20 protein-coding genes are annotated in these 26276 nt (G+C 58.8%); 4 read left to right on the top strand and 16 right to left on the bottom strand.

The window, feature by feature from the left end; all coding sequences use genetic code 11:
* Positions 1–41: 41 nt before the first annotated feature.
* The 5 genes from PPP56_RS12180 to rsgA form a co-directional block, all read right to left on the bottom strand.
* The gene (locus PPP56_RS12180; RefSeq protein ID WP_353564322.1) at positions 42–626 is read right to left on the bottom strand and encodes a DUF4252 domain-containing protein; all 585 of its coding nucleotides are present in this window, start codon (positions 624–626) and stop codon (positions 42–44) included.
* A 12-nt stretch (positions 627–638) separates the two neighbouring features.
* Positions 639–1277 carry a hypothetical protein gene (locus PPP56_RS12185; protein ID WP_353564323.1) on the bottom strand — a complete coding sequence of 213 codons (639 nt, stop codon included), beginning with the start codon at positions 1275–1277 and terminating at the stop codon, positions 639–641.
* Positions 1264–1779 (bottom strand): GFO_1088 family ECF-type sigma factor, encoded by a 516-nt coding sequence (locus PPP56_RS12190; RefSeq protein WP_353564324.1) that lies wholly within the window; start codon positions 1777–1779, stop codon positions 1264–1266. The genes PPP56_RS12185 and PPP56_RS12190 overlap by 14 nt, the downstream gene beginning before the upstream one ends.
* A gap of 261 nt (positions 1780–2040) precedes the next feature.
* The gene (locus PPP56_RS12195; RefSeq protein WP_353564325.1) at positions 2041–2640 is read right to left on the bottom strand and encodes a pyridoxamine 5'-phosphate oxidase family protein; all 600 of its coding nucleotides are present in this window, start codon (positions 2638–2640) and stop codon (positions 2041–2043) included.
* Positions 2641–2738: 98 nt separating this feature from the next.
* Positions 2739–3713: a ribosome small subunit-dependent GTPase A gene (gene rsgA, locus PPP56_RS12200; protein WP_353564326.1), complete on the bottom strand. Its 975-nt coding sequence runs from the start codon at positions 3711–3713 to the stop codon at positions 2739–2741.
* A 252-nt stretch (positions 3714–3965) separates the two neighbouring features.
* On the opposite strand from rsgA, the gene PPP56_RS12205 reads away from it, so the two are divergent.
* Complete coding sequence (locus PPP56_RS12205; protein WP_353564327.1) at positions 3966–4289, top strand: hypothetical protein; 324 nt, start codon at positions 3966–3968, stop codon at positions 4287–4289.
* Here PPP56_RS12205 and ansA read toward each other — a convergent pair.
* The 3 genes from ansA to PPP56_RS12220 form a co-directional block, all read right to left on the bottom strand.
* Positions 4280–5368, bottom strand: a complete 1089-nt coding sequence (ansA, locus tag PPP56_RS12210; RefSeq protein WP_353564328.1) for an asparaginase — start codon at positions 5366–5368, stop codon at positions 4280–4282. The two genes, PPP56_RS12205 and ansA, sit on opposite strands and share 10 nt — an antisense overlap.
* A gap of 377 nt (positions 5369–5745) precedes the next feature.
* On the bottom strand, positions 5746–8271 hold the full coding sequence (lon, locus tag PPP56_RS12215; RefSeq protein ID WP_353564329.1) for an endopeptidase La: 2526 nt from the start codon (positions 8269–8271) through the stop codon (positions 5746–5748).
* A gap of 218 nt (positions 8272–8489) precedes the next feature.
* On the bottom strand, positions 8490–10025 hold the full coding sequence (locus tag PPP56_RS12220) for a hybrid sensor histidine kinase/response regulator (RefSeq protein ID WP_353564330.1): 1536 nt from the start codon (positions 10023–10025) through the stop codon (positions 8490–8492).
* Positions 10026–10947: 922 nt separating this feature from the next.
* Here PPP56_RS12220 and PPP56_RS12225 point away from each other — a divergent pair.
* Positions 10948–12357 (top strand): cystathionine beta-synthase, encoded by a 1410-nt coding sequence (locus tag PPP56_RS12225; protein WP_353564331.1) that lies wholly within the window; start codon positions 10948–10950, stop codon positions 12355–12357.
* An 81-nt stretch (positions 12358–12438) separates the two neighbouring features.
* The gene (locus PPP56_RS12230; protein ID WP_353564332.1) at positions 12439–12777 is read left to right on the top strand and encodes a DUF3467 domain-containing protein; all 339 of its coding nucleotides are present in this window, start codon (positions 12439–12441) and stop codon (positions 12775–12777) included.
* A 159-nt stretch (positions 12778–12936) separates the two neighbouring features.
* Here the strand turns inward: PPP56_RS12230 and PPP56_RS12235 are convergent, their stop codons facing one another.
* Positions 12937–14031 (bottom strand): LptF/LptG family permease, encoded by a 1095-nt coding sequence (locus PPP56_RS12235; protein WP_353564333.1) that lies wholly within the window; start codon positions 14029–14031, stop codon positions 12937–12939.
* A gap of 149 nt (positions 14032–14180) precedes the next feature.
* On the opposite strand from PPP56_RS12235, the gene sucC reads away from it, so the two are divergent.
* Positions 14181–15365 carry an ADP-forming succinate--CoA ligase subunit beta gene (gene sucC / locus PPP56_RS12240; RefSeq protein WP_353564334.1) on the top strand — a complete coding sequence of 395 codons (1185 nt, stop codon included), beginning with the start codon at positions 14181–14183 and terminating at the stop codon, positions 15363–15365.
* 134 nt (positions 15366–15499) lie between these two features.
* Here the strand turns inward: sucC and PPP56_RS12245 are convergent, their stop codons facing one another.
* The 7 genes from PPP56_RS12245 to PPP56_RS12275 form a co-directional block, all read right to left on the bottom strand.
* Positions 15500–18517, bottom strand: a complete 3018-nt coding sequence (locus PPP56_RS12245; RefSeq protein WP_353564335.1) for a putative LPS assembly protein LptD — start codon at positions 18515–18517, stop codon at positions 15500–15502.
* 86 nt (positions 18518–18603) lie between these two features.
* Complete coding sequence (locus tag PPP56_RS12250; RefSeq protein ID WP_353564336.1) at positions 18604–19569, bottom strand: ROK family protein; 966 nt, start codon at positions 19567–19569, stop codon at positions 18604–18606.
* 29 nt (positions 19570–19598) lie between these two features.
* On the bottom strand, positions 19599–19886 hold the full coding sequence (locus PPP56_RS12255; RefSeq protein WP_353564337.1) for an FtsB family cell division protein: 288 nt from the start codon (positions 19884–19886) through the stop codon (positions 19599–19601).
* A 94-nt stretch (positions 19887–19980) separates the two neighbouring features.
* Entirely contained in the window at positions 19981–21270 is a 1290-nt protein-coding gene (gene eno, locus PPP56_RS12260; protein ID WP_353564338.1) for a phosphopyruvate hydratase, read from the bottom strand.
* 298 nt (positions 21271–21568) lie between these two features.
* Positions 21569–22918, bottom strand: a complete 1350-nt coding sequence (locus PPP56_RS12265) for a tetratricopeptide repeat protein (protein WP_353564339.1) — start codon at positions 22916–22918, stop codon at positions 21569–21571.
* A 167-nt stretch (positions 22919–23085) separates the two neighbouring features.
* On the bottom strand, positions 23086–24405 hold the full coding sequence (locus PPP56_RS12270) for a BamG-related protein (RefSeq protein ID WP_353564340.1): 1320 nt from the start codon (positions 24403–24405) through the stop codon (positions 23086–23088).
* A 106-nt stretch (positions 24406–24511) separates the two neighbouring features.
* Positions 24512–25699 (bottom strand): hypothetical protein, encoded by a 1188-nt coding sequence (locus PPP56_RS12275; protein WP_353564341.1) that lies wholly within the window; start codon positions 25697–25699, stop codon positions 24512–24514.
* Positions 25700–26276 lie beyond the last annotated feature (577 nt).

The following is a 26276-nucleotide window of genomic DNA, read 5'->3' on the forward strand; positions in this document are numbered from 1 at the left end:
TGCGGTGCTGTACCCCCTATCAGTAAAAGGCGGAGGTCAGCTCATAAGTTATCGTCAGAAGGCGGCGCAACCTCGCCCATGTCGAGTCCGGAGCCGCCCATAATGGTGTCGAGCTCATCGGGCTGGATGCTGCCCACGATGTTGATGAAGAGCAGACGCGCATCAGAAGGATCGCTCACCATAACGGTGAGCCCGGCCACAGCGTCTTCGTGGTGACGCATCAGCATAGACACGCGCTGGTTGTCTTCGCGCACGAATACAACCTGCTCCCACCCTTCGCTTTTCAGGTCGTCTGTGAACCGGTCGAAGTAAGCCTCGTAGTCGGCGGGAGCCGCATCGGCGATGGGGAATCCGCGCACCTGAATGGATCGCAGGTTCTGCATGAGCCGTCCGGCATCGCTGTTTTTGCGCTCGGCACGGCTGCTCACCATGTCGAGGAGGGCGCCCTGGATATTGACCTCAATGTTTGGGCGCATGTCGAGCGCTTCTGCAAACTGGTTCAGATCTACATAGCCGGGGTCATCGCTCACAGGAGGAGACTGGGCGTGCCCGTCATGAGGAGCCCAGAGCGCCGTGGCGCCAATCAGGATGGCCGCAAAGAGGGTCGCAAAACGGAGGGTGCGCATGGGAAAGCAGGGTTAGGGGGTATCTGGCGAGGAAGAGGAGGCGTCACGAAGGGGCCGAAAGGCCCGTTCCATCTCGCGCTCGGCGCGGGTGCCTGCCTCCTGGGTTACATCCGAGATATAAGCCAGCACCCATTCGGCTTCGGCCTGGGCCTGAGCCACATCGGCGTCGGTGTAGGGGGCTTCGATGGGCGCGTCGGCAACGGGCGTGTGCTCCGTGCCCGTGGTAAACGGCTCGGCCAGGAGCATCCAGGCTACCGCAGCAACGAGCAACGCACCAACCGCCGTAGTCGCCATACTGCTGTACGCCGGCTTCGAAAGCGCCTCAAATGCCCGGGCCACGCGGTCGAGCCAGGAGGCCGGGGCATCTTGCGGCGACTCCCGTGCTGCCCGCGCAGTACGGGCCGACGCAGCGCGTACGGTCTGATCCAGAATCGCTTCTGTGCAGGCAGGCGGACACGCAGGAAGTTCTGTCGCCTCTAATGTCTGATGGATGCGCTCGGCATGCCTGACCTGCGCGCGCCAGTGCGGCGACGCGTCGAGAGCAGCGGAGAACCGCATAGCCTCATCAGGCGGAAGCGCATCATCCACGTACGCCTCTACGCGCTCGTCCATCCAGTCATCGGGCGGTAGCGAAGCATTAGGTCGGTTCATAATCGAGCACTTCGGCAAGTTCGTGACGGAGTTTCTTGCGGCCGCGGTGGATGTACACCTTCACCGTGTTGATGGGCATGTCCAGCGCGTCGCTGATCTCTTTGTACTTCATGTTTTGGATCTCTCGCATCGTAACCACGCTGCGGTACGGCTCGTCGATCTCGGCGAGTGCGGCGTCTACGCGGGTCTCGAAGTCGGTCGCTTCGGCATCGGCATGCGGGTCGGCTTCGCCATCAGGGGCCCGGTGCAAGTTCTCTGAGTTGACCGTGACCGACTTGCGACGGGTCTGACGCTTGCGCAGCAGGTCGATGCACGCGTTGCGCGTCACCCGCATCAGCCAGGCGATGGCGCGGTCGTCGTCGACCTCGTCATAGTGGTTCCAGTACCGGATGAACACGTCCTGCGTAACATCTTTGGCCGCGGCGTCATCCTTAAGGTAAGAGCACGCAAAACCATAGATGCGATCCTGGTACTGGTTTACGTTTTCCGTAAAGGCGTCCACAAAACAGCTGGGTGAGTAATGAGGGCGGAAGCCGGCAGGGCGAGAGCATCTCGTCGATTCACCCACACCACGCATAGCAGCAGCGCAATGTTACACAGAGGTGTAAACATGCGTTGAAAGAAGTAGCCGGGGGGCAGAAGACGACTCGGAAGGAGTCGGCAAACCGATCTGGTCGAGCGTGTACCGGTTCATGGGCCAATCATGCGCCAATCATAGGCCAACCCAGGTACCGGTCTCGTACGCTGCGTGCATACAGGGACGCTACGGAATAACCCAGCTTCCTTGCCAGGCGCCGTCGTTCCAGCGGAAGCGAGCCCGGTAATGGCCTTCGGGGTGCAGGTGCAGCCACGTGATCTCCTCGATCACCGTGCGCACAGCAGCGAAGTAGCGGCGCCCGTCGCGCACGTCGTCTTCAGAAGGAGCGTCGGCTGCCTGCACGTTGGGGGCGAGGCCCGACGCGGGGTCATCAACCGGGGTGTTGGGAGCAGTGGGTTTCACATAGATCGCGCGCTGGCGAGGCGTTGCATCAGCCCATAGCGCGTCTGCCACACCGTCGTCGGTATGCACAGTGGCAGTCCCCTTCAGCCGCAGCTGCTCCGACGTGTCGGCATTCCAATGATGCCAGGCGATGCGCTCGTTGCCGCGTATCTCACCGACCTTCTGAGCGCGGCGGTCGGAGTGAAAAGCCAGCATGCGGTCGGCACGGCTTGCCGTACGCAGCACCACGGTGCGCAGGTTGGGGGCCTCAAGCGCAGTAGCCAGGGTGGGCGTGTAGAACGGGTGCGAGCGGTCGCGCGCTCCCGTCTCGACATAGGTCCAGATATGATCAAAGAGGGACTCAAGATCAGCAAAACGGTCCATAGTAAAGAAAAAGAAGCAAAGAGAAAGACAGAAATAGAGCGTGTGTGGAAGCACCCAGACGAGGGGCGTACCGCAGCGAAAACCGACCTGCTTTGGACTTACCGCCCGGTACCTTCCATCCCGTCTTGCAGGGAGTACAGAATGCTCAGGTAGCTCTCATAGCGCGCCGGGTGAATTGCTCCCTCATCTACGGCGTTCTTAACAGCACAGCCGGGCTCATGGTCGTGCGTACAGTCGTCAAACTTGCAGGCATCGAGGTACGGCACGAACTCCACAAAGAAGTGGCACAGATCAGCGGGATGCATCTCCACAATGCCAAACTCGCGCACCCCCGGCGTATCCACGATATGTCCGCCATCGGGCAGCGGGTGAAGCGCAGCAAATGTCGTGGTGTGGCGCCCCTTCTGCGTCTGCTCGCTAATCGACTTCGTCTCAATGTCCAGATCCGGAGCAATCGCGTTGATCAGGCTCGACTTGCCAGCGCCCGAAGGACCCGTTACAACGTTCACCTGGTCGCGAAGCGCCGCGTGCCAGTCCGAAATGCCAGCCTGCGCAGTTGCGCTGGTGCAGTAGACCGGATAGTCGAGCGCTTCATAGCGGGCCACCACGTCGGCGACCTCCGCCTGCTGCTCATCATCCATCAGGTCCATCTTGTTAATAACGAGGCCCGCCGGGATGTCGTGCACGCCCGCCATCACCAGAAAGCGATCCACAAACGCCGGGTTCAGGGGCGGCTGCTGCACGGCCTGCACCGCCCAGGCCCGATCGATGTTCGACACGATGATGTGCTCCTGGTTCACGCGCCGCCCCGCTGCCCGTCGGCTCAAGCGGTTCTGCCGCTCATGAATGTCGATGATCATCCCCGTTTCGTCATCCTCGTTGTAGCGGATCGTGACCCGGTCGCCCACCGCCACCGGGTTGGTCACGTCGGTCTCATCAAGCCGAAATTTGCCGCGAATGCGCGAGTCAACAACACGGGGCATGTCAGGATCATCTACCGGGTCGACCTGCACCTCGTACCAGCTGCCGGTAGAGCGCAACACGCGCCCCTCGTACGTGGGGGAACTACTCATAGAAACGGGGCCCTGCAAGAAAGAAAGCGATTTCAGACATGTTCAAAGCTCCGCCCGCCGTGCAGATCCGCGAGTCCCGACAACGTATCAACACGCACCAAACACGACTATCACGACACAAGAAATAAACACAGGGGGATGCGGGGCGCCTGCGCGGCGACTGCCAGCCGGCACCTATGCCCGTAGCGTCTGTATATCACACAAATGTAGTCTTCATCCCTCCACTCCTACCAGCCCCCGAGAGCGGTACGCATGTCAGCAGACTCTACTTCCTCTTCGCATCGCGAATCTACACCTTCTGATGCCCCTGAGCGCCGCCACGAGCAGTTGAACTGGCTCGGACAAGCTGTCTACGCGGGCGGTATGCTGCACCGGCTGTCGCGCCGCGCCACCGAGGCCGTGCAGCGCCGCGCCTCTGCCATTGCCAGTCGCTCCACGAAAGCGTTCTATGAGGGGCTCGACCCCAACGTTGACGACGCCATCATCCTCGACGAGGCCGACGACACGTCAGGTACACGAGGCACACGAGACGCACGGCCCGACATGTCCACCGGCGAATCTCATACTCAACGATAGCCGGCCAGGCGTCGGCGCGTACGTCCGAGCTGGGGCGGCACCTCGTCGGGCGGGGTCAACTCGCCCCGGAGGTTCCGCTGCATGAGCGTACGCACGCGTTCGGGGGGGTGGCCCTGCTCGAAGAGATAGTAGAGCTTGGCGAGGGCCGCCTCGGTCGTCATGTCGTAGCCGCTCACCACCCCCGCGTTGGCGAGCGCATGTCCGGTAGCGTACAGGCCCAGGTCGGCCGTGCCGTGTAGCGGCTGCGTAACGTCGACGACCACGACCCCGCGTTCGCTGGCTTCCTGTAGCGCATCCATAAAGGCGGTGTTGGCATGCGGGGCGTTGCCCGAGCCGTAGCACTCCAGCACAACCCCTTGCACCGGTGGGGCGAGCACGTTAGAGAGGTAGGTGGCCTCCAGCCCCGGAAACACCCGAAAGGCTGCCACGGTGGCGTCGCCAAGAGCGGTAACGCTGGGCACGCGCCGCTCGGGGGCCGGCTCCGGCACAAGCGTCCAGTCGATCTCCACGTTGATGCCAACGGTGCCTACAGGCGGAAAGTTGGGCGATGCAAAAGCGGCGAAGGAGTCGGCATTGACTTTGGTAGCTCGCGTGCCACGCAAGAGGCGGTCGTTGAAAAAGACAAAGACACCGCTCAGCCGCGCGTGGTGCTTGCCCAGAATAAGCAGCGACGTGAGCAGGTTGCTCTGTGCATCGGTACGGGTTTCGGCGAGGGGGATCTGCGATCCGGTGAAGAGCACCGGCTTGTCGAGCGGGGCCAGCATAAATGAGAGCGCCGCCGCCGAAAACGCCATGGTGTCGGTGCCGTGCACCACCAGAAAACCGTCGTAGTCGGTATAGTGGTCACGGATCGTCGTTGCGATCTTGAGCCAGTGCGCGGGCGTCATGTTGGCGCTGTCGAGCAGCGGGTCGAACTCGTAGATATCGTATGCGGGAACGTCGTCGCCCTCAAACGCACCTCGCGCCTCGATCTGGGCCTGCAGGTGGCCGCGGCGGGTGTCGTATGCGCCCGATTCGCGCCGGGCCATCCCGATAGTGCCACCGGTGTGTGCAACGAAGATACGAGGCGATTCAGCCATGGTAGAGAAAGCGTATGTACATAAAAATCAGGCAGAGAAGACGCTTCTGCCTGCGATGTGCATGCAGCACAGCAATATGCGCAACATAACAGGCGTGCGGGAGAGATGCATTCGAACGCTGCCCCTGAATGTTACCCCTGAATGCTGCCCTGAACGACGTCCTCACAGCACGCGGGTGCTTCAGGAAGGACATGCGCAGCGCGTGACGTGAGCCGGCGAGCCGCGACAGGTGTGCGTAGAAGAGCCGGGTGTGCGGGGCCGCGTAGGGCATGCAGCGATGAGAAACGGCATGCAGCGAGGCGCAGCGTACCGCATCCCCCTGCATGCCGAACAGGTAGGCCCAACAAGTGCTCTGCTCCAGACGGCTGGTGTGGTAGCTACCGCACCACAACCGGGTCGTCGCTGGAGGCGCCGTTGGTTGTGCCGGCGTGTAGCTTCTTCTCGGCATCGGGCACCGCGAAGAACTCAGCAGGGTCGACAACCGACTCGTCTTCAAGCACGGTATCGATGACGGGGTCTACGCGTTCTACGTAAGTGATCTCGATACCTTCAAGGGCTTCGTCGCTGATTTCTTTGACGTCCTTCTCGTTTTTCTTGGGAAGGACCACCCGCTCAATGCCAGCGCGTTTTGCAGCGAGCACCTTCTCTTTGATGCCGCCTACCGGGAGCGCAAGACCACGCAGTGTGATTTCGCCGGTCATGGCTACGGTATGCTTCACGCGCCGCTGCGTGAAGGCCGATACCAGAGAAGCCAGAATGGAGGTGCCAGCTGAGGGCCCGTCTTTCGGGACCGCTCCGGCCGGGATGTGTACGTGGACGTCCCAGTACCGGAAGGCCTCTTGTGGAATCTCGAGCTCGTCGGAGTGGGCTTTTACGTATGAGAGCGCGGCCTGAGCCGACTCCTTCATCACGTCGCCGAGCTGTCCGGTCAGGATCATGCGCCCGGACCCGCGCGAGAGCGAGGACTCAATAAACAGAATATCGCCGCCCGTGGGCGTCCAGGCCAGTCCGGTTGCTACGCCGGGGACTTCGGTGCGCTCGGCGACATCCGAGAAGTACTTGCGCGCGCCGATGTAGCCCTCGATATCGTCGGGAGTGATGGTGGTCGACTCAATGGCCTGGGTGGCCACCTTCTTAACGACGCCACGCGCGATGGAGCCGATGGTGCGTTCCAGCTGGCGTACGCCCGACTCGCGCGTGTAGCCATCGATCAACTCCATAAGGGCCTCGTCGGAGAAGTCGAGCTGCTCGGGGGTCAGTCCATTCTCCTCGATCTGACGCGGTACGAGGTACTGCTTGGCGATCTGCAGCTTCTCGTTCTGCGTGTAGCCGTTGATCTCGATCATCTCCATGCGATCGCGCAGCGGAGCGGGGATCTGCTCCACGTAGTTGGCGGTCGCAATGAAGAGCACCTTCGAGAGGTCGTAGTCGAGCTCCAGGTAGTGGTCGTTGAAATTGTCGTTCTGTTCGGGATCGAGCACTTCGAGCAGCGCGCTGGAGGGGTCGCCCCGAAAGCCGCTGTCGAGCTTGTCGACCTCATCGAGCATGAAGACGGGGTTGTTGGTACCCGCCTTCTTCAGGCCCTGCAGGATGCGTCCGGGTAGCGCTCCCACGTAGGTACGACGGTGGCCCCGAATTTCGGCCTCGTCGCGCACACCGCCCAGGCTCATGCGTACGAACTGGCGCCCAACAGCCCGTGCCACGCTTTTGCCGAGGCTGGTCTTGCCTACGCCGGGCGGCCCGTGCAGGCAGAGGATCGGCGCTTTCATGTCGCCCTTGAGCTTCAAGACCGCCAGGTACTCCAGGATGCGCTCCTTCACATCCTCAAGGCCGTAGTGATCTTCATTAAGAATCTCTTCGGCCCGGTCGATGTCGAGCTGGTCGTCGGAGTACTCAAGCCAGGGCAGATCCAGAATCCAGTCGATGTAGTTGCGTGTTACGGCATAGTCGGGCGCCGCGGGATTGGTGCGCGAGAGGCGCTGCAGCTGCTTGTCGAGCTGTTCGCGGGCCTCTTCGGGCAGCTCCTTCTCGCGGGCACGCTGGCGAAGTTCTTCCACTTCGCTATCGCCGGCGCCTTCGCCGAGCTCCTCTTGGATCGCCTTCATCTGCTGGCGGAGCAGGTACTCGCGCTGCTGCTCGTCGACATCCGTTTTCACGCGCGAGCGGATCTCTTCGGAGAGCTCAAGCACCTGCAGCTCTTCGTTCAGCTGGTCGAGCACCTTGTTGGCGCGCTTCGTGACCGATCGCGTCGACAGGATATCCTGCTTGCGCTCGACTTCGACCTGCAGGTTGGAGGCGATAAAGTGCACGAGAAACGTAGGCGATTCGATGTTCTCAATCGCCTCGGCTGCCTCGCTGGGCAGGTTGGGCGACTTGTTCACGATCTGCACAGCCAGCTCCTTGATGGAGTGGATGAGCGCCTGGATTTCGAGATCGTCGTCGGCTTCTTCCTCGTCTATGGCACCGACCGTGGCCCGAAAGTAGGGGTCGACCTGCGTGTACTCCTCGATCTGGATGCGCCGTTTGCCTTGAATGACAATCGACTTCGACCCGTCGGGCATCTTGATAAGCTTCAGGATCTCCGCGACGGTGCCGACTTCAAACAGATCGCCGGGTGCAGGGTCTTCTACATCGCTTTCGCGCTGCGCAACCACGCCGATCAGCCGATCGTCTTCGAACGCCTCGCGTACCAGCTTCAGCGACGTATCGCGCCCAACCGTGATGGGCAAGACCACGCCCGGGAAGAGCACGGTGTTGCGGAGTGCCAGAATGGGAAGATCATCTGGAATGTCGGCATTGCTCATCTCCACCTCCTCATCGGGAGTGGGGAGCGGAATGCGCTGCTCAGGACCGCTGTCCTCAGCATCCATAGAGAACAGATCACTCAGGTCGAGTTCTGTCATAGAAGGTTGGCCGATGAACGAGAAAATACACTACACAGCTACGCTACCGCCCCACGGGGCATTGCCGCAAAGCCAGTCATGATACCTGAGGGAGGCAGGCGTGTTTGCTGTTGCTATCGAACTGTATCAAACCACAAACACCAGACCATGATAGGCAGAAGCCTAAATCGCGACAGGCTGACAGACAGATGTGGCCTTTACGTTGCGGTTGGCGAGAGTTATTCGGCGATAACAGACGAGATGGCAGTCTTGAGGTCGCGTGTTGTAAAAGGTTTAGTGACGACATGGTCGACATGCGGCAGGGCGGGCGCTGTGTCGGTGTATCCTGAAAGCAACACAATGGGTATGGTAGGATACGCGTTGTGCACGCGCTCAGCCAGCTCGGCGCCGTTTATTTCGGGCATGCCAAAGTCAGTAAAGATCAGGTCGACCGGAGCCGAGTCGAGATGCTCAAGTGCGGCGCGGGCCGAATCGGCGGGTGTAATGGTATGCCCCTGATAAGAGAGCAGTTTTTCGATTGTACGCCGAACCATCGGGTCGTCGTCGACAATCAGAATCGAGTAGGTCGCCCCTTCGCCTTCCGACCCGGAAGATGCGTTTTCGGAAGAAGCCTCCTCGCGACGGTCTGTGCAAGGGAAGTGCAAGGAAAACGTGCTGCCTTTTTCGGGGACGCTTTCAACGGCGATTGACCCGTTATGCTCTTGCATGATGCTATAGGTGGCTGACAGCCCCAATCCGGTGCCTTCTTCCCCCTTCGTCGTAAACAGGGGCTCAAAAATTCGGGCTTGCACTGTTTCATCCATACCCACCCCGGTGTCTGACACGTCGACACCCACGTACCGAGCCTGCTGGCCTGATCCGGCATCGGGGGTCTTCGTCTGGGCCCTGGCCCTCTCGTTAGGGTGCGAGCACGTGTAACTTCGGATGCGAAGCGTGCCGCCCTGCGGCATCGCGTGCACGGCATTGAGGATAAGGTTGACGAACACCTCGCGGAGCTCGGAGGCTACGCCTTCGATGGGCGGAGTGTCTTCGTAGTTGCGCTCCACCTGAATCTGGATGCCCTTACGACGCGGCTCGTTAAGCCAGTACGGCCGTGTTAACATGAGGCAGTCATCAATGAGCGCCTCAATGCTGAGCGTTTCCGTGTGCATCTCCGTATCGTCACGGATGTAGCGCTGCAGCTTCTGGATGAGTGAGGCCCCGTCTTGCGCCGCGCGATGTACCGTGTCGAGCGACTTGCGTTCTTCTTCTGGGAGACGGTGCAACACGTTGGCCTCTTGAACAAGCTCAAGATGGCCCATCAGCCCGCTAAGCAGGTTATTGAGGTCGTGAGCCACTCCCATCGTCATGCGCCCGAGCGTTTCCATGCGATGCCGCTTGGTCTGGGAAGGCACCCAGCTTGACGGCTCGGCAAGCACCTCTCCCGTAACAGTGATCGCGCCGACGTATGCGGTGCGCGTCTGAGGAGACGATGCGATGCGGACGGGAATCGCGTTGAGAAGAATCGGAAGGGGCTCGTCGCGACCGGGGGTGTGCGCATCCACAAGCAGACCCGTAACGAGCCCGCCCGATGCGGCTTCCTGAAGCGCGTCGCGGGCCCGGAGCTGGTCCTCCTCGCCAAGTCGCCCCCAGGGCGAGCGCATCGGGCCCATTACGTGGCGCCAGGCCTCGTTGCAGTGGGTGATCGTATGATCGGTGCCGGGTTGGTTGCCAGCAGGAAGCGACCAGGTGGCTACCAGCAGTTCTGGGTTCATGGCGCAGATGGGGCAAGGGGGAAGGTAGGGCAAAGAAGCATAGGTAACATAACACACCAGACACGAAACGTACAGGCACTTCCTCTACAAAATCCCTCTACAGAACCTGACCGCAAACGGTACAGCAGCTACGACCAGGGCGCGGCGCTCCTTTGCAACGCGTTGATACTACGTGCAAATACCTATGTGCAAACACCTGCTGCTGTGTCAATGCTCATTGTGATAGTTGCTCTGCAATCATCCTCCCACGAATCCTGTCATGGTGAGCGAACGGCGAAGCCGCTTTGCTCAAGATGACACTATGTAGACGGGGCATACTCTAACCCACACATTGACCGTTGACACTACAGAACAGGTTGTCAGACGTCCGTTTTGGGTAAGCACCGCTCCGTTCATGGATTGTAATCTTGGGCGGAGCGAAGCAGAGTCTGACACGAGCGCAGCGACTGATGAGCGTAGCGAATAAAGATCTCCCCCAAAGTAGGCAGGATTCTCTGTCCCGCCGTATCTGCTACAGACCGAGGAGATGGTTCGACTCCCGGCCTCCTCCGTCGGCCTTCGCTTACCATGGCAAGTGGTTCGTTATTATCATCGTACCGGCTCTCACTCGCCTTGCACTCCAATATTGACACGTGACCTTACTTAGATGCGTAGCAAAGACGTGTACCACATAGCATTTCCAAGAAACGGAATGGCAGCACTCCGATACAACACCACATACCTTGCATGTACGTATGCTCTGCTTCACATAACGCAGGTGGAAGCGCTTTGTACATTTTGGCCTGCGGGCGCTTCGAAGAAATGTGCATGACGCGCAGTGTCCGTACCGCAACCTGTACTGCGATGTGTACTGCAAAACGCAAGACAGGACAATACTTTACAGGACTATCTTCATTCTTACCGACTGACCCCCTATACGACCATGTGGCACGATAGCGTTCTTGGAACCGTTGGCAATACCCCGTTGGTGCGCATCAACCGGTTGGCAGAGGAAGTGCCCTGTACCGTACTTGCTAAAGTTGAGTTTTTCAACCCGGGGGGCTCTGTAAAAGATCGCATTGGCATTTCAATGGTTGAAGATGCCGAAGAGAAAGGGCTCATCGAACCCGGAGGTACGATCATTGAAGGCACCAGTGGCAACACGGGGGCGGGGCTCGCTATTGCCGCAATTGCGAAAGGGTACCGGTGCATTTTCACAACCACCGACAAGCAGAGCCAGGAAAAGGTGGATGTGCTTCGGGCGCTTGGCGCTGAGGTGCTGGTCTGCCCTACGAACGTGGAGCCCGACGATCCACGCTCCTACTACTCAACGGCGCGCCGCCTGGCCGAGGAGATCCCGAATTCGATCTACCTGAATCAGTACGACAACGACTCAAACACACAGGCTCATATTGAAACCACGGGCCCCGAACTGTGGGAGCAGACAGAAGGGAAGATTACCCACTTCATTGCGGGCGCTGGCACCGGAGGCACCATCTCGGGTACCGGGCGCTACCTGAAAGAGCAGAATGAAGACGTTACGGTTGTCGGCGTAGACCCATATGGATCAGTCTTCTACAAGTACTTCCACGAGGGCGTTTTTGACCACGACGAGATCTACCCGTATGTCACAGAAGGAGTTGGGGAAGACATCCTTCCCGAGAATATGGACTTCGATGTGGTGGATGACTTCGTGCGTGTTGACGATAAAACAACGATGCAGATGACCCGGCGCCTGGCCCGAGAAGAAGGGCTCTTCATCGGGCAGTCCTGTGGCATGGCCATGGCCGGCGCGCTCCAGTGGCTACACGACCACAAAGCTACGCTCACCGAGGACGACGTGGTTGTGGTGCTGCTGCCCGACTCCGGTTTCCGCTATCTCTCTAAGACCTATAACGACGAGTGGATGCGAAGCCATGGCTTCATGGAAAACCGTACCAACGTGACGGTTGAACATGTGCTTAAGCGCCGCCCCGCGTCAGAGGCAGTCATCGCCGCTTCACCCGAGGATACGCTTGGATCCGTAATCGAGCGGATGACAGAGAAAGGGATTTCGCAGATGCCCGTACTCAACGAGGAAAATGAGGTTGTGGGAAGCATCACCGAGACGCAGATCCTGAATGAACTGATTGCCTCACCAGATGCGCGCGACGAAGCCGTAGAAAATGTGATGGGCGATCCCCTTCCGGTCGTGCCCACCTCGCTGCATCTGGAGCATCTTTCAAGCTATTTGGAGAGCGGGGCCGGAGCGGTTCTTGTCGAAACCAATGCTTCTGATGGAGCCTACTCGGTTATCACGAAAAGTGATCTCATCGGTGCACTGGCCCACGCCAATGGCAACGGCGCTTCTTGATCCCACAAGGTTAACCCTGAAAGGGTTCAAGAAGCCCCAGAAGGCATACTACTCTTTTTTCCATACAGGCTTTCCGACACTATGGCTACTTTCAACCCAAACGCCGACGGCGACTCCGAGATGAACATTGAACTGACCAAGGAGGAAGCCGAAGGTACCTATGCCAACCTTGTCATGATCGCGCACTCTCCTGAGGAGTTCATTCTGGACTTCATTCGGGTTGTGCCGGGGGTTAAGAAGGCGCGCGTGAAGAGCCGCATCATTGTAACGCCACAGCATGCCAAGCGGCTGTTGGGTGCGCTGAAAGAGAACATTCAGCGCTATGAGGAGGCACACGGTGCGATCGCCGAGCCGAATCAAGATGACGGGGAAGGAGGCGCACCGCCGATGAACTTCGGTGGGTTCCGTGGCAAGGCATGAGAGGCACAACGCGTTTCTTGCTCCAGACGACGCCCTGTAACCGTTTTTCAGCTGTCTACAATCGTTTGTAAATGCAAGCGCCCCGTATCCACAGGAGATACGGGGCGCTTGCGTCTATGCGAAGCCCTCTATTCGCATGAGGGGACAGATTACTGCAGATTACTTACGTGCTCGGATCAGGAGCAGCAAAGCTACAATGGCGAATAGCAGATGCGGTACCCAAGCAGTGATCCAGGGTTCAACAGTGCCTGCATACCCGAACGGCTCTGTAAGCTTCTGTGCAGCCAGGTAGAGCAGCGCTACCAGCAGCCCAACCCCAAACCGTACAGCCTGTCCGCCCCGATGCCGAACGGCAGCCAGGGGCACCGCGATGAGCACGAGAATGAGATTGGCCATCGGGTAGGCATACTTGTCGTAGTAGGCTACCAGCGGTCTACCAAGCTGTCCGGCACCGGATCGCTGAAGCGATTCGAGGTAATAGCGCGCCTCGGTAACGGTCATGGCCTCCACATCGCGAGCCGTGCGCGCCAGGTCGCGGGGTAGCACCTGCAGCGTTGTGTCCATGCGTGAACGATAGGTATGCTGCATGGGGCGATCTGCTGAGAAGGCCCGTTCCTGCACGCCGACCATGCGCCATACGGCAAGCGAGTCGACCCATTCCATACGATCGGCATCGAACCGCTTCACAAGCTGCTGCTCTTCATTGAACTGCTGCAACGACACGTGATGCCCGCGCTGCTCGTTCGCATCGTAGTAGCCCACCGAAACGATGCTCAACGGGTCATTCTGGCGGTGGATCTCGCTCACCTCGATTGTTTGGCGCTGTGGGTGCAGATACTCATTGTCGTACTCCACCACGATCTCATTCGCGCGAGGCACGACCCAGCCGTTAAACCCAAACATGAGGATTGTAAGGAAGGTGCCAACCAATACGTAGGGGCGCATCAGCCGGTACAGTGAAACCCCTGACGTCTGTAGCGCAACGAGCTGTACCTCTTGGGCGAGCCTGCCGGTTACGTAAATGCAAGCCAGGAAGATGGCAAGCGGCGACGTAAGCCGTATAATCTCAGGAGTATAGGCGGGGTAGTATACGAGGAACACGTCGCGCATATCAGCGCCCCGGTCGATAAAATCGTCGTTGTACTCAACCCAGTGCAAGACGATAAAGAAGACAATGAGTGCAGCTACAAAGAGAACAAATCCCTTCAGCACGCGCGCTACGATATGCCAGTCGAACCGAGTCACAGTCTGCACCCATTCAAGATCAGTAAGGCCACTACAGCCAGGTATCCGTGAGCAGATTGCGAAAACTGGACGTACCTGCGCTGTGGCGTTCGCTTCTTTGCAGCAATTCTGTTTACTTATGAGCTGGACCAACTGTTCACGCAACCGCGCAACCTCCCATGAAAGTCCACGAGTACCAAGCGAAAGAAATTTTAAGCGACCACGGCGTGTCGATGCAGACCGGCATTGTGGCGGATACCGTCGACGATGCAGTCGCAGCTGCCAAGCAGCTGCAGAGCGACGGGGCGTCTATGTTTGTCGTCAAGGCCCAGATCCACGCCGGTGGGCGTGGTAAGGGCGGCGGCGTGAAGCTGGCGCGCTCGCTCGATGAGGTCGAAGAACATGCCGAGGCGATCCTGGGCATGAATCTCGTTACGCACCAGACAGGCCCCGACGGCCAGAAAGTGCGTAAGATCTTGATTGCCGACGCGGTCGACATTGAGCAAGAGTTCTATGTTGGCGTTACGCTCGACCGGGCTAAAAGTCAGAACGTCATCATGGTGTCCAGTGAGGGCGGCGTCGAGATTGAGACGGTCGCCGAAGAGACGCCTGAGAAGATCATTAAAGCATGGATTGATCCGGTTATCGGGCTGCGTCCATTTCAGGCGCGCCGACTCGCGTTTGGGCTTGGGCTTGAAGGCCCCGCGCTCAAGCAGGCAGTGCGCTTTATCATGGCGCTCTATGAGGCGTTTGAGGCCACCGATAGTACCATTGCCGAGATTAACCCGCTTGTGCTAACCGGGAGCGGAGACATTGCAGCGGTTGATGCCAAAATCAACCTCGACGACAATGCGCTCTATCGGCACCCTGACCTGGAAGCGCTGCGCGACATCCACGAAGAAGACCCAACCGAGGTCGAAGCCAGCGAGCACGGGCTCAGCTACATTAAGCTTGATGGCAACGTAGGGTGCATGGTGAACGGTGCAGGTCTTGCCATGGCAACGATGGACATCATCAAACTGGCCGGGGGCGAGCCTGCTAACTTCCTCGACGTGGGCGGTACCGCCAATGCCGAGACAGTAGAAGCAGGCTTCCGTATCATCCTGAAAGACCCAAATGTGGAAGCCATCCTCGTCAACATCTTCGGCGGGATTGTACGCTGCGACCGCGTCGCGAAGGGCGTAATCCAGGCGGCACAGAACATCGACCTGGATGTGCCGCTCATCGTGCGTCTGCAGGGCACAAACGCTGAAGAGGGCAAAGCGCTTCTCGATGAAAGCGGTCTGGAGCTGCGTTCAGCGGTGCTGCTGAAAGAGGCGGCCGACAAAGTAACGCAAGCGCTCAAAGAGGCAAACGTGGCTTAACGGGTCCCCGAACGGGCTTTCAAGCCGCTTACAGAGCTTGCAACGATACGCGCCTACCTCTCGCAGAGGGGTAGGCGCTTTTTTGTTGGGCGTTTGCTCAGGTACATCCGGAGACAAGACCGGGGATACAGGATCTAAAAGAGGCCGCCGCCTCCACGCCCGCCACCGCCATCAAGCAGTCCTCCGGCTGCGCCGCCCAGACGGCCTCCCGCTTCGTTACGGGGTACGTTCAGCTGTAGCAGGTTGCGCAGCTGCCCGCCTTTTACGTTAAGGCTGAAGCTGTAGGACTGCAGACTACCAAACGGAGCCCAGGAGAACGACATTTCCCAGGCGCCCAGGTCGCGATAGATCGAGAGCTGCGTGGTTGTAATCTCGGTCTCCACGATGTCGAATCCACTGCGCCCGCTGATCTGCCACTTGGGCGTCAGGCGAAAGTCGAACGTACCGTTTACAGAGGCGCGGTGGTTGGCTTCGCGGAAGCGACGGTTCATGTTGTACGTGAAGTCAAAGCGCAGCGACCAGGGCAGCGCAAAGTCTACACGCCCCGGTGTCGCCACATCTGGACGGGACGGGGTTGTGCCGTCTACCGGACTGCGCTGGTCGGGCGTCGGCCCACCCTGCCGCTGACGGCTTGCTGTCTGTTGGGGGCTCCTTCCCTGCTGGCGATCGCCACCGCCCCGAAGCTGCCCACTGAACGACGCGTTGAATTGCGTGAGGCGCAGCGGCGTAAGCAAGCTATTCGAAATCATATACTGGTCGATAACCGAAAACTGCTCCCGGTCGGGGTCGTCAGAGACGTCGGCAAACTGATAGGGGGAGAAGGTGGAGCGCAGGTTGATGTTGTAATCATTGATGCGGGTGCGTGCCGTAAAGCGGAAGTCGCTCAGGTTGAGCGAGTCGGCCGCGAGGTTGTACGACGACGAGGCGTTGAGCCGGAGTAGCTGAATCGTGTTCTCCTGGGTAGCTCCGGTCGTATCCACCCGTACCCGCTTGGTCTCAAACTGATTATTTACACTGAAGCTGATGTTCTGCTGCTCCGTACTTCCGCGCACGTCACGCCCCGTAAAGATATCATAGCGCTGCTCTGTGCCGTCAAGGTCTGAAATATAGGTGCGCGTTCGTCCCCAGAACGGGTTATTGAAGTCTGGCTGGTAGCTATAAGAGACCGAGGGCTGTACACGGTGGCGCAGGCCACGGAACGATCCTACGCGTACAGGGAAGAGCCCAAAGAACTCGGTGCTCATGCTTACGCCCGTCGAAAAATCATGACGTGCCGCAAACCCGGATTCGGTACTGCGCTCCACACGCGTCTCTACCGGGGTGCCCACGCCTGGCGCTGTCTCATCGGTGTCGAGCGTATCAACAACAAGCTCCTTGCGCTGCGTACGCAAAACCCAGTCTGACCGGTAGTTGATGTTCGGGTTAATGCTCAGGTTGTACTGGTTGACCCGAAACGTTGCGTTGACCGGGATGCGGTGGCTGGCTTCGATGTCAAACGGATCGCTCCGGTCGGGGTCGCTGTGTCCCTCACGATATGCACTGGGGGATACAAACGCCTCATACCATTCGATGTCGGTCTCCTCGGTCGGGCGGTAGACAAACTCATTGCTGAGCGATCCGGTGTAGCTTGTCGTGATGCGTTCATACCAGGCTTCGTCGCGCCCCACGCGGTCGCGCTCGAAGGGTTTAAAGCTTCGCTGGTTAAACGAGACATCGGGGAGGGTAAGGCGCGTGTCGCCTGAGTTGAGGTTCTGGCGCTGACTGGCTTGCACTGAGATCTGGCGGCCACTGCCCTGCCAGCGCTTTTGATAGCGGATGTTAGATGACACTTCTTGCCGAACGGCGTCGTTGAAGTTAGTCGTGTTCTCGCGGACAAAGTCGGACGACGTAACCAGGTTAACGCGCCCTCGAATAGAAGAGGTTGGGTTGAGATCCTGGTTATGGTTCCAGCGCAGGGTGCCCTCGACCGAGCTCTGAAAGTCGGGGTCTTCCGGCTGCCCGATGCGTTCAAACAGTACGTTCAGGTTCAGGCTGCCGTCGTAGTGATAGCGGCGGTTGTAGCGGAATCGGGGACTGATCTCGAAGCTTCCGCCCGACCATACGCCTCCACGCAGCGTAATGTCGGTAAACTCGTTCATGGCGAAATACCACCCAAAATCGCGCAGATAGAATCCACGTCGGTCTTCCCCATATGTAGGCGGAAGTGGACCGCTACGCCGCCCTTCGGTGTAAGGTACGATGCCAAAAGGAAGCCAGAGCGGCGTTGGGATATTGAAGATATAGAGCTGAATGGGTCCGGTATAGACCCACCGTTCGTTAACAAGCTTCATCCGGTCGGAGCGGAGCGAGTACGACGGTGTGACGCCAGGGGGGCGCTGGTCGGTTGTGTAGCTGCCGCGCTGCACAAACGACGTTCCCTCTTCATATCGCTTGATCACGCCTCCCTCAATAAACCCCTCGGCCTCAGAAGTGCGGGCCTGGGTAACGCGGCCGCGCTGCGTGCGGAGGTTGAAGGCAAGCTCCTCGCCAGAAAACTCATCGCCGTCGCCCCGGTCGAACACAGGAAACGGCGTGCGAGCCGTATCCGACGGGGGACCCGAGGCATGCATCTCATCGCTTGCAAACAGGTAGCGGATGGTCTGAGCTTGCAGCACGTTATCTTGGTAGGTAGCTGACGCTTCGCCGTGTAGGGTGCCCGTGTCGCCGTCGGGGTCGTCGAACGAAAGGATCAGCGAGTCGCGGGCCGCCAGCTCGATCGGGGCATCCAGGGCCCCCTCTCGCGCTTCCGGTCGTTCCTGCGACGGCGCTGCTTCGCCGGCAGGGGCGAGGGCATCCTCGGGCAGCTCCGCACCTGTGGCCTGCGTGGTGTCAGGCAGCGCGTCAGCGTCAGGCGACGGGTCGGAGGCCGTGGTGTCCACATCCAGCGTATCCGCCTCTAACGTATCGGCATCCAGCGTATCGGCATCCAGCGTATCCGCGATCACGTTGGAGGGCGCGGCGCTGCCGGCTGTACCGAGAGAGATGTTCTGTTTGGTAGCATCCGTAGCGTCTGTGGCGAAAGCAGTTGTTGCAAGCAGCGCTCCGCATCCTATCCAGACCCAGAGCAGTCCCGCAGCTACCCAACTCCATTGTTGCGGATACCGGTGCGTCATGGTTGCTTTTCGTGAGAGCGCGAGTACAGCAGCGGATTCGGTCCGCGTACAGGAAGGAGGCGTATTGGGAGATGCGAAGCGGAGTATTACGACGTTGGTGAAGCATCGAATGCAAGGCGGGCAGCCCCCAGGAGGCCGACCTCGTTGCCGAGGCGTTCCCGCTCAATGCGGAGCCCGTCTCGGAGTCCGGGCGCGACGTACTTCGCGAGAGATTTACGCGCCGGATCCAGCAGAAAATCGCCGGCCTTTGATACGCCGCCGCCAACAATGATTACGCGGATGTCAAGCAAGTTTACGGCGCTGCCAAGCCCACACCCGAGCTTGTGTCCGGCCCAAGCGAGGATGTCGATCGCGGCGGTGTCGCCCTGTGTAGCCGCCTCATGCAAAATGCGAGGCGACAGCGCGCTCAGGTCGCCGTCGGTGAGGGCATAGACGAGGCTATCGGGATGGTTACGTAGTCGCATACGGGCATGCTGCGACAGAAACTGCTGTCCGAGGTATGCTTCGAGGGCACCGCCCACACCGGAGTTTGCCAGGGGGCCTTCGTAGTCGATGGTTATGTGGCCGATCTCGCCAGCGCCGCCGCTGCTTCCACGAAATATCTTGTTCTGGTGGATGATCGCTCCGCCCACGCCGGTGCCAAGGGTAACCATTAGGAACGAGTCGTAGGCAGTTCCCGCCCCATAGTGGGCACAGCCAAGCCCGGCCACGTTGGCATCGTTTTCCACAACAATGTGCGAGAGCCCAGTTCGAGTAGCCAGTTCCTTGCGCACATCAATTACGTTCCAACCCGGCAGGTTGGGGGGATGACTGACTGTAGTGCGATCAAGGTTAATGGCGCCGGGAGAGCCGATGCCAATACCTATAGGCGCAGCGTCGTGGTCGTCTGAGAGGCCCGCGGTTAGCTCCGCGATGACGTCGAGCACGTGCGTGGGGCCGCGTTCGGCCTCGGTAGGGCGCGACCGCTGTTCAACAAGGCCCTGGCGCTTTTCAACCAATCCGGCTTTGATATTGGTTCCGCCAAGGTCGATGCCGATTGCGTGTATGCTCATGTAGACGGAGTGTAGGTGTGGAGGCGAGGCTACTCGATTCGATGCACGGTTTCGCCGGGGTACTGCATCCCATACTCTTCGCGAGCGATGCGCTCGATAGTCTCATCAGAGAGCGGGTCTTCCAGCTGCTCACGAAGATTTTCGATCTGGATGCGCAGGCGCTCGTTCTCTGCACGCACCTCCTGGTGCTGCTGGTGTAGCTCAACGCGATGCATGATGCTGTGCGTATCCAAAAAGAAGACCCATATAAGGCCGAACGCAAGCATCAGCACCGCAGTCCAGCGTAGAATGGTGCGTCGTGGTAGGGAAAGCAACATGGCAAGAGACCATGAGCGATAAAGCAGTGAACAGAGCGCCACATGTGCGCAGGCAGATAGCGGGATAGCATAGCGGCGCGGCTATCCGGCGCGGCTATGCAGCACGGGTGAAGGCACCTTTCCCGGGATATTCAGCTGCTGCACCGAGACTCTCTTCAATGCGGAGCAGCTGGTTATACTTGGCGAGCCGGTCGCTTCGGCTGGCCGAGCCGGTCTTGATCTGGCCAGTGCCCAGTGCTACAGCCAGATCGGCGATGGTTGTGTCTTCAGTCTCCCCTGAGCGGTGGCTAACCACGCTTGTGAACCCGTTCTCGTGAGCAAGGCTGATAGCGTTTACCGTTTCGGTGAGAGTGCCGATCTGGTTGGGCTTAATCAAGATCGAGTTGGCTGAGCCCTCATCAATACCGCGCTGCAGGCGCGTAGTATTGGTCACGAACAGATCGTCGCCAACGAGCTGCACGTGATCGCCGACTGCATCGGTTAGCTGCTTCCAGCCGTCCCAGTCATCTTCATCCATTGCATCCTCAATTGAGATGATGGGGTAGCGCTCGACCCAGTCGGCCCAGTAGGCGACCATTTCCTCAGAACTGCGTGGATTATCGGGGTCGCTCTTCCAGAAGACGTACTGGCCGTCTTCGTACATCTCGGCAGCGGCCGGGTCGAGGGCGATGGCGAGGTCCGTGCCAGCTTCATACCCAGCAGCCTCAATCGCCTCAATGACGCGCTCGATGGCCTCTTCGTTGGATCCAAGGGCAGGAGCGAAGCCGCCTTCATCGCCTACGGCGGTACTATAGCCGTTCTCGGAGAGCACGTTTTTGAGCGTATGGAACACCTCGACGCCCATGCGCAGCCCTTCAGCGAAGCTGGTGGCTCCGATAGGGGCCACCATGAACTCCTGCATATCTACCGTATTGTCGGCGTGGTGCCCGCCATTTAAAATGTTCATAAGCGGCACCGGCATGCGTTTAGCCAGTGCGCCCCCAAGGTAACGATACAGCGGCAGCGAGTGCGTCTGAGCCGCGGCTTTTGCAGCCGCCAGCGACACGCCGAGAATCGCGTTGGCGCCCAAGTTCGACTTGTTATCGGTTCCATCCAGATCAAGCAGGACAGCATCAATGCCGTGCTGATCTGCAACGGGATGCCCCTTTAATTGGGCGGCGATTTCGGTATTGACGTTTTCCACTGCCTGCTGCACGCCTTTTCCGACATACCGATTCGGGTCGTCATCGCGCAACTCAACGGCTTCATGCACACCCGTTGAGGCTCCACTTGGAACAGCGGCTCGCCCGCGCACCCCTTTGTCTGTAATCACATCTACTTCCACCGTGGGGTTGCCCCTGCTGTCGAGAACTTCGCGAGCTATGATGCGCTGAATGGTTGCCATAGTGGTAGAGAGGTTGGTTAAAATAGCTTTGTAAGCAGACTGCATCAGTCAAGAACGGCAGTAGCACCGCAAATAACAAGAACGAGCGGTTTCCTGATTACGAAAAAAGGATAACAACAGACGAATAAGAAGAAAGACGTGGGGAATAGTCAGGTCAACAGATACAAACAGAAGAAAGGCCAGCGGTAGATCCGCTGACCTTTCTGTGATAGTACAGCCGTATGTACAGCCGTATGTACAGCCATATGAGGGTGTACAGAGCACGCCGCACTGCCGGCGCGGATGCACTACTTACCGCTTACCGCGTGCGCACGGTTGTGCTCTCGTTGATCCAGGAGTAGCATCCCGAATCGATCCGGGTGCTTTCGCCCTGTGCCCAGTCATCACGGTAGAACACATCCTCGGTGCTTGGAAAGTATTCGCGATATGTGTTTGCTTTGTTGCGGGCGTTATTCGCTACGCTCTGGTCGCCCTCACGTTGGGCCCGCTCGTAATGATCAACCGCGAGCCAGTAGACGGCCCGGTCGGAACGGCCCATTTCGCTTCCTGCACATTCAGAAACGGCCTGCACGTAGAGATCACCGATTGACACGTGCGCCCGTGCAAACGAGTCGTCAACCTCCAGTGCCCGGCGAAAATAGGTTCGGGCTTTAGAAAGCTGCCCCATACGTTCCTGGGCCTGGCCCATGCTGTGGTAGTTCTCAGCAGTAAGCTCGGCTCCTTTTTCAACAGCGGTTTCGAACGTATCGAACGCCTCCTGGTGCTCACCATCCTCGAGATAGAGCTGCGCGATCGCAACATAGATCTCAGCCGGAGGGTCCATGGTTATCAGGTCTTCAGCCAGTTCGTTAGCTGCATCCAGACGGCCTTGCTCAATGTATAGCGAGAACAGCTGCGAGATGACTTCTACATTTTCTGGGTCATCTTCCACAACGCCTTCAAGATAGCTGATCAGCTCATTGGGATTGCGGTCGAAGATGCGATCGCGCTCACGGTTCACGATCGTCATCACCTCCTCGTCGTCTCCACGCAGCTCTTCTACACGCCCCATGAATGCAATAGCATCTCCCTGATCACCGCGCTCAACATACTCTTCGATGACTTCATTGATGAAGTATGTTTGGATACGCTGCGGGTCGATTTCGAAGGCACGCTCGTAGTGGGTCGGGGCATTAACCAGGTTCTCGTACGAGTTGTTAAGCTCCGAGCCGTATTGCTGTAGAAAACGCCCACGGTTCATCTCCCACCGGTACATGCTATACTCGATGCCTTTGTCGTCGAGCTTATTGGGGGCGTCCGACAGCATTACGGCTGCCGAGTCAAGGTAGGCTACCCGCTCAGATTCGTCATCGGCCTTTTCAGCCAGACCAGTGTACAGGTCTACAGCGCGGCGATAGTTACGGTCATCGTCGAAGGGAGCAGTAGGCGCATGCTCCAAGATCCAGCGCAGGTTGGGCGCTGCGCTCTCCCACTCCTCGTTGTTGTAGTCCTCGGTGTAGAGACTGTACGCCCGGCGAATGTCCATATCGCTTGGACCTTCGTCGTCATTGCTCTGCGCGTACAGCGTCTGAGGGAGCAGCGCTCCTACAAGCATAACTGCTACAGCGAAGAGGGCAGTGGAGAGCCTGGGGCTGATCGTGGCGTGCATTTGAGTGTATACATTAGTGAACAGGACGTAACAGAATGTTGAACACTATGCACATTGTGTGTGCATGTGGGTAGGCCGAACTGAGAGCGCACGATAGAGGCAAAGCATCTTCGTGCAGCAACGCAAGATTGTCTTGTAGAGTACGTGCAGCTGCTCGAACAGGCAGTTTACCTGAGCCTGCGCTGCTGAAACCAGCGTTCGCCGATACTTACACGGGCCGTGATGCCGTAGTAGGTGTCGCGCACGAGGCCCTGGTCGGTTGTACCTTGTCGTCCTACACTTCCTGTAAGATCAATCCGCGTGCCAGAAATGGCGGTAGGCAAGCTAATCCCCAAGCGCGCTTCAACCGCGTTTATGGACGTCTCGGTGGTGGGCGACGTGTACAGCTGCTCGTAAGACACCCCAACGCGGTAAGCGGTCTGGGCCAGGAATCCACGGAAGGCATCGTCGCCGGCCGGGCGCCACTCCACACCCGAGGAGACCCGCCAGCGGTCGTTAAGTGTCTCTGTTCCACCCTCCGGAAAACCGAATGGCATGCCCGCAGTTGCCGTAAGGCTGCTTGAGGCATTGCCCCAGGGAGCATACACGCCCTCTGTCGTAACGGTAAGAGCAGCACTCGGCGCATAGGCAACGCCGACTTTAGCGGTCCAGGGCATATCCAAGGCGCCTCCTGAAGCTGTGCTTAGCGTATCTTGGTCAAGGCTCTCTCCTGTAGTGCGCGTACGTGTGCCCGACAGTTCGGTGGGGAGCGTAAAGGCAGCCCCCACCATGAGGTTGTCGTCGTCGTTGAGGACGTTGTTTAGCGTGAGGTGGGTACCGAGCGTGGCTGTAAGTGCTGAAAGACGGATTCCGTCCGTGACGACAGCATCTCTGAAATCGGTACGCTCAAACGAGGTGCGGCGCCGGCTTTCAATGGTGCCAAACAGATAGTCGAGGCTTGCGCCTACGCTAATGGCACTGTTGATGCGGTAGCCCATTCCGCCCGTGATGGTGTGAAGGCCACCGCGTCCAAGAAACTCTACTTCATAGTCGAGAGACTCATCGGGAAAGGGGCTTGTCGCTGACGTGCCGGACTGTATCACGCGGAAGTTTGATCGAGATACAGGAGCGAATCCAAACGCTACTCCGATCTTCTGGCGCTCAAGAGGAAAGCTAAATTGGACGCCGTCGAACGTTCCTGCTGTAAGGCGGCTATCTTCTGTGCCCGTGCTGGACTCAATGGTGCGAAATCGTGCCCCAAGCGAGGCACGCGTAAGCACCTGATCGCTCCATAGGGCTGGATTGCTGAAATTTGTGTAGTTGAGGGAGCGCAGCGCTACGCCATGGCCGCCCATCGCCTCGGCCTGAGACGAGGAGATGACCTGAAGTTCGCCAATACCGAATCGAGAGTAGATAGACCCGTCGCCGGCAGACTGGCCCCACACCGGCAAGGTGCTGGCGACAAGAACCAGGGCGCTAATCAACAGCGTTCGAACAGAGTGAGTCATGAAAGTCAGTTGAGAATCAAGCAAGTGCAGACCATGCAGGTGAGCGGCCCCACAAAGGGGGCGTGGAGGTCAATCGTGCTGTCTAAGTCGGGGCGACGAAGAAGCACTAAAAGGGCGTTACGGTTACAGTAGCGCGGGGACTGGTAGAAGGATCTTCATCAGCATCAGGGGCCACCCGGTGAAAGACGGAGACGCCAAGTGAGAGCTCGTCAGAACTTCCGTCAGTTCCACCACGGGGCGTTACGATAAAGCGCTGAAAAGGTGGAGTGCGCAGAAAACTGTCTTCAAAGACTTGCAAGGGGTTTTCGCCCGTGATGCGCACTGCGTCGGTGACAACGGAGATACCACTGGCTAACGTCACCTCTTGTGCATCATCTGTAGAGATTCCGGAAAGCTCGTAGTCCGACGGCTGTGGGCGTACGAATCCTTCTGGGGTGTTCTCGAAGAAGAGCGTAGAGTCAACAGGCAAGACAAACTCGGCCCGGTTAACTGGGACGCCCTGGAGCGTATCCAACGGTGGATTCTCAAAGTCGAAAGCAAACGTCAGGGTCTGGCCAAATCCGCTCTGAACGAGAATCCGGTCGTCGGGCAGGTTCGGGGCGGTATCGCGTTCCACGGTTGTGAGACTGGCGCGGCCCTCAAGGGCGGTGGTATCGCTGCCCGTTACGACGCTTAAATTGGCGTCGGTGCGGTTGAATCCTACAGCAGCATTCCCCGATTCGTGGGCGATACGGAAGCCCGCAAATGTATCAAGAAATGACTGCCCCCCATCGGTGGTATCGCGGAGCGTAGCTTCATTTTCCTGAATCCAGGACTCAGGCAGTGGGATGAGCACCTCCTCGTCGGTGGGCAAGAAGTCAACCGAGGTGACGGCATCGCCTGATGCAAGGGTTGTGTCGGTACGTGCCTCGTCAGGAGACCAAGGGGCTGGCATGTCGTAGACGGTCAAACTGAGCGTGCCGGTCGTGTCGCCGTATACAGAAACCGGTGCGAACCGGAGGAATGCGCCATCTACGGGCCCCTCTACAAATGAAGACGACACAGATGCAGGCTGACGAACATTGAAGAACCCTTCGGCCCGTGTCACACCGGCAACCGGATCGTCTACGCGTCCTGCAAAGAAACGTTGTGGGCTTTGCGTCCCGACTCCTCCTGCTACAGCCGGGGCGCGCTCGGTGTCTACAGTGTTGGGGAGCAGGTCAACGGTAATGGGCTCGCCGCCTTCAAGCGGATCGGGACCAACTCCAACTCCGACCCCAGAAGGGTCGTCGTCGCACGCGAGCAGAACGAGCATAAGCCCGCTAAGAAAAAAAGCGTACAGAAACAGTCGGGCAATGTGCATACGAGATAAGAGACGCCTGGCAGAGCGCAATCGTGAGAAACATGACGAGAAAGCACGTTATTGGTTGGTTACAGTTCGGTGGTGTAAACAACCGAAAACCCCAAACGGAAGACAGTCGCTTGGGTTCTCTGGCTACGAGGCGCAGTACTTACGAGGCGCCTGATGTTTCGCCTGCTTCGAAAAACGCCGGCATCCCCAGTCTGATCTGTCACACTTGGAGGTGCAACGTTGTGGCGAGCGATATAGCGCTGGGTCGGAGTAAGATAGGTAACTGCTGGCAAAGGCTTATGCAGAGCATGGGTTCACACCAAACATGTGTTTAGTCAGAGCCCGATTCAACTTGAGAAGGCAGAGACTGACTGGGAACCCGGTCTAAGTAGCTCAGCAAAAGTACGTTTACACCTTGTCATCGCGAGGAGGGAGCGTGCGACCGACGCGGCGCTGGGCGAAGCCCGAGTACTCCTGGGGTGCGATCTCATGCGCCAGTTAGAGCGGTTTACCCTACTTGGAAGGCACAAGCTTGCATGCT

Source organism: Longimonas sp. (assembly GCF_040409695.1).
Taxonomy (GTDB): Bacteria; Bacteroidota; Rhodothermia; order Rhodothermales; family Salinibacteraceae; genus Longimonas.

Excerpts from the sequence above, each read along its gene's own strand:
- PPP56_RS12180 (WP_353564322.1), bottom strand. The coding sequence starts at position 626 with ATGCGCACCCTCCGTTTTGCGACCCTCTTTGCGGCCATCCTGATTGGC.
- PPP56_RS12205 (WP_353564327.1), top strand. The coding sequence starts at position 3,966 with ATGTCAGCAGACTCTACTTCCTCTTCGCATCGCGAATCTACACCTTCT.
- PPP56_RS12265 (WP_353564339.1), bottom strand. The coding sequence starts at position 22,918 with ATGCACGCCACGATCAGCCCCAGGCTCTCCACTGCCCTCTTCGCTGTA.
- PPP56_RS12230 (WP_353564332.1), top strand. The coding sequence starts at position 12,439 with ATGGCTACTTTCAACCCAAACGCCGACGGCGACTCCGAGATGAACATT.
- PPP56_RS12185 (WP_353564323.1), bottom strand. The coding sequence starts at position 1,277 with ATGAACCGACCTAATGCTTCGCTACCGCCCGATGACTGGATGGACGAG.
- sucC (WP_353564334.1), top strand. The coding sequence starts at position 14,181 with ATGAAAGTCCACGAGTACCAAGCGAAAGAAATTTTAAGCGACCACGGC.
- PPP56_RS12220 (WP_353564330.1), bottom strand. The coding sequence starts at position 10,025 with ATGAACCCAGAACTGCTGGTAGCCACCTGGTCGCTTCCTGCTGGCAAC.
- eno (WP_353564338.1), bottom strand. The coding sequence starts at position 21,270 with ATGGCAACCATTCAGCGCATCATAGCTCGCGAAGTTCTCGACAGCAGG.
- ansA (WP_353564328.1), bottom strand. The coding sequence starts at position 5,368 with ATGGCTGAATCGCCTCGTATCTTCGTTGCACACACCGGTGGCACTATC.
- PPP56_RS12270 (WP_353564340.1), bottom strand. The coding sequence starts at position 24,405 with ATGACTCACTCTGTTCGAACGCTGTTGATTAGCGCCCTGGTTCTTGTC.
- PPP56_RS12245 (WP_353564335.1), bottom strand. The coding sequence starts at position 18,517 with ATGACGCACCGGTATCCGCAACAATGGAGTTGGGTAGCTGCGGGACTG.
- PPP56_RS12225 (WP_353564331.1), top strand. The coding sequence starts at position 10,948 with ATGTGGCACGATAGCGTTCTTGGAACCGTTGGCAATACCCCGTTGGTG.
- lon (WP_353564329.1), bottom strand. The coding sequence starts at position 8,271 with ATGACAGAACTCGACCTGAGTGATCTGTTCTCTATGGATGCTGAGGAC.
- PPP56_RS12275 (WP_353564341.1), bottom strand. The coding sequence starts at position 25,699 with ATGCTCGTTCTGCTCGCGTGCGACGACGACCCTTCTGGGGTCGGAGTT.
- PPP56_RS12195 (WP_353564325.1), bottom strand. The coding sequence starts at position 2,640 with ATGGACCGTTTTGCTGATCTTGAGTCCCTCTTTGATCATATCTGGACC.
- PPP56_RS12255 (WP_353564337.1), bottom strand. The coding sequence starts at position 19,886 with ATGTTGCTTTCCCTACCACGACGCACCATTCTACGCTGGACTGCGGTG.
- rsgA (WP_353564326.1), bottom strand. The coding sequence starts at position 3,713 with ATGAGTAGTTCCCCCACGTACGAGGGGCGCGTGTTGCGCTCTACCGGC.
- PPP56_RS12250 (WP_353564336.1), bottom strand. The coding sequence starts at position 19,569 with ATGAGCATACACGCAATCGGCATCGACCTTGGCGGAACCAATATCAAA.